At 77.5% G+C, this 1,145-nt stretch carries 1 protein-coding gene; it reads left to right on the top strand.

Annotated features, from left to right (window positions below):
• The coding region (locus SSOG_RS11670) for an IclR family transcriptional regulator domain-containing protein (RefSeq protein WP_039937270.1) at positions 1 to 1,120 on the top strand (1,120 nt) is incomplete at its 5' end.
• Positions 1,121 to 1,145 lie beyond the last annotated feature (25 nt).

The raw sequence follows: 1,145 nt of genomic DNA, 5'->3' as shown, positions 1-1,145 counted from the left end.
GTCCGTCCCGGTCCGGGACGGATCGGGACGCACCGTGTGCGCGGTGAACGTCGTCAGCCACACCAGCCGGCATGACCTGGCCTCGCTGCGGGCCGCCGTGCTGGGTCCGCTGCGTGCGGAGGTCCCGGCCATGGAGGCGGCGTTGGCGGCTCCGCCCACGCGTGGGCGCCGGTCGACTCCGGCGGAGGCGGCCCGAGCCGAGCCCGGTCCGCCGGGGCGGGCAGCGGCGGGCCCGGCCGCCGGGCCCGCCACCGAGGACCCCGCGCGGGCGGCCAAACGGGAGCTGGGGGCCGGGTATCTCCAGTCGCTCGCCCGCGGGCTCACCGTGCTGCGGGCGCTGGGCACCCCGGGGGAGGGGGAGGAGGGCGGCGGCGCGCGGCACGGGCGCACGCTCACCGCCGTCGCCGAGACCACCGGGCTGCCGCGGGCCACCGCGCGCCGCTCCCTGCTGACCCTCGTCGAGCTGGGATACGCCGAGTACGCGGCGGCCGACGGCCGGGCCTTCCGCCCGCTGCCGCGGGTGCTGGAGCTGGGGTACGCACCGCTGGGCGACCGGTCGTTCACCGAGCTGGCCCAGCCCCATATGCGCGAACTCGTCCGCACCGTCCACGAGTCGGCGTCCCTGGCGGTCCTCGACGGCGACGACATCCGGTATGTGGCGCGCGTACCGACCGTGCGGATCATGAGCGTCAACATCACCATCGGCACCCGCTTCCCCGCCTACGCGACCTCCATGGGCCGGGTGCTGCTCGCCGGGCTGGACCCGGGCGAGCGCGCCGCGTATCTCGCCGGGCTCGACCCCACGCCGCTGACCCGGCACACCGTGACTGCCCTGCCCGAGCTGGCCCGCGTCCTGGAGCGGACCGGGAGGGACGGCTACGCCCTGGTGGACGAGGAGTTGGAGGAGGGGCTGCGGTCGCTCGCGGTGCCGGTTCGGGGCGCGGACCGCCAGGTGGTGGCCGCGCTCAACATCGCCACCCACGCGGGCCGCGGCAGCGCCGCGGCGGCCGTCGAGGAGCTGCTTCCGGCGCTGCGGACCGCCGCCGCCCGTATCGAGGCCGACCTCGCCACGGCCTCGGCCCATCACCCCCTGGGGGCGGGTGAGAGAGTGGGGGCATGAGCGCAGTGACCTCCCCGCCCCCGGG

The sequence above is a fragment of the Streptomyces himastatinicus ATCC 53653 genome (assembly GCF_000158915.1).
Taxonomy (GTDB): Bacteria; Actinomycetota; Actinomycetes; order Streptomycetales; family Streptomycetaceae; genus Streptomyces; species Streptomyces himastatinicus.
Note: the sequence above shows the minus strand (reverse complement) of the source record. Positions and strands in the feature narration are given on the sequence as shown.